The following is a 1,902-nucleotide window of genomic DNA, read 5'->3' on the forward strand; positions in this document are numbered from 1 at the left end:
CGCCCGCGATCAGGTGCTTGCCGTGGGGGGTGAAGGCGGGTGTCATGCCATCCATGAAATGTCCTTTCCGGTGGAGACCCCGGGGGCGCTGCCCCCGGACCCCAGAGGTATTTAAAACAAGAAAATGAGGTGAGGAGGTGAGGGCGGTCAGCGGCCGGTACGGGCGCGCCAGTCGGTGAACTTCTTCTCGTTCTCTTCCAGCGTGCAGGGGTAGAGGCCGATGATCGGCGTGCCGGAGAGGACTTCTTCGAGGACGAAATCCTCGAAGGCTTCCATGCCGGAGCAGACCTCCGCGATCTCGTCGGCCAGATGCGCCGGGATCACCATCACGCCGTCGCGGTCGCCGACCAGAACATCCCCGGGGAAAACCGCAACATCACCGCAGGCGATGGGGATGTTGATGTCCGAGGCCTCGTGTTTCGTCAGGTTGGTGGGCGCCGAGGGGCCGGCATAGAAGCAGGGCATGTCCAGCGCGCCGATGCCTTCGGCATCGCGGAAGCCCCCATCCGAGACGACGCCGGCGCAGCCGCGCACTGCAAGGCGTGTCACCAGGATCGAACCTGCGGTTGCGGCGGACGCGTCCTTGCGCCCGTCCATCACCAGCACATGGCCGGGCGGGCAGGTTTCCACGGCGACGCGCTGCTTGTGGGCGGGGTCACGGAACACTTCCAGCGGGTTGCGATCTTCGCGCGCCGGGATGTAGCGCAGGGTGAAGGCCTGACCCACCATGCGCTCGGCCTTGGGGCTGACCGGGCCGACGCCCTGGATGAACTGGTTGCGCAACCCGCGCTTGTAGAGCTGGGTGGCGATCGAGGCGGTCGAGATCCGCTTCAGCTTGGCGCGGGTGTCGTCGGAGAGAACGTAGTCGGTCATCTCGGGATCCTTCAGAAGATGTCGGGTTCGCCGGCGGTTGCGCCGTAGGAGGTTTCGAGGAAGTCGAAGTCGCAGCCCTTGTCGGCCTGCGTGACGTGCTTGGAAAACATGTGGCCATAGCCGCGCTCATAGCGCTTTGCCGGGGCGCTCCAGGCGGCGCGGCGGGCCTCCAGCTCGGCGGCGTCGACCAGCATGTCGAGGGTGCGCGCCTCCAGATCCAGCCGCACGATATCGCCCGTCTTCAGAAGCGCCAGCGGACCGCCGACGTAGGATTCCGGGGCGACGTGCAGCACGCAGGCCCCGTAGGACGTGCCCGACATCCGCGCGTCAGAGATCCGCAGCATGTCGCGATAGCCCTGCTTGATCAATGCCTTGGGGATCGGCAACATGCCCCATTCCGGGAAGCCCGGGCCGCCCTGGGGACCGGCATTCCTCAGCACCATCACCGTGTCGGGCGTGATCTCCAGATCCTCGTCATCGACCGCCTTCTTCATCTCCGGATAGCTGTCGAAGACCAGCGCCGGGCCCTCGTGCCTGTAATACTTCGGATCGCAGGCGGCGGGTTTGATCACCGCCCCGTCGGGGCAGAGGTTGCCGCGCAGCACCGCCAGGGACCCCTCGTGATAGACCGGGTTCGACAGCGGGCGGATCACGTCGTCATTGTAGACCTGCGCGCCCTCCAGGTTCTCGGCCAGGGTCTTGCCGGTGACCGTGATCACGGAAGTGTCCAGCCGGTCCTCGATCTGCTTCATCAGCGCGCGCAGCCCGCCCGCATAGAAGAAGTCCTCCATCAGGTAGTCCTTGCCGGAGGGGCGGACGTTGGCGATCAGCGGCGTGGTGCGGCCAAGCGCGTCCAGGTCGTCCAGCGTCAGATCGATCCCGGCGCGGCGCGCCATGGCGATCAGGTGGACCACGGCGTTGGTCGAGCAGCCGGTCGCCATGGCGACGATGGCGGCGTTCCGTACGGAGGCGTCCGTTATGATCTTCGAGGGCACCAGGTCTTCCCAGACCATGTCGACGATGCGCCGC

At 66.2% G+C, this 1,902-nt stretch carries 2 protein-coding genes; both read right to left on the bottom strand.

The genetic code is table 11. The features are described from left to right. Window positions 1-147 precede the first annotated feature (147 nt). Window positions 148-873, bottom strand: a complete 726-nt coding sequence (locus KM176_RS23380) for a ribonuclease activity regulator RraA (RefSeq protein ID WP_160897356.1) — start codon at window positions 871-873, stop codon at window positions 148-150. 11 nt (window positions 874-884) lie between these two features. Further along, the coding region (locus tag KM176_RS23385) for a dihydroxy-acid dehydratase domain-containing protein (protein WP_215558831.1) at window positions 885-1,902 on the bottom strand (1,018 nt) is incomplete at its 5' end.

The sequence above is a fragment of the Pseudooceanicola endophyticus genome (genome assembly GCF_018760365.1).
Taxonomy (GTDB): Bacteria; Pseudomonadota; Alphaproteobacteria; order Rhodobacterales; family Rhodobacteraceae; genus Pseudooceanicola; species Pseudooceanicola endophyticus.

What these genes read in the sequence shown, in the direction of transcription:
- KM176_RS23380 (WP_160897356.1), bottom strand. Translation starts at nt 873, where the DNA reads ATGACCGACTACGTTCTCTCCGACGACACCCGCGCCAAGCTGAAGCGG.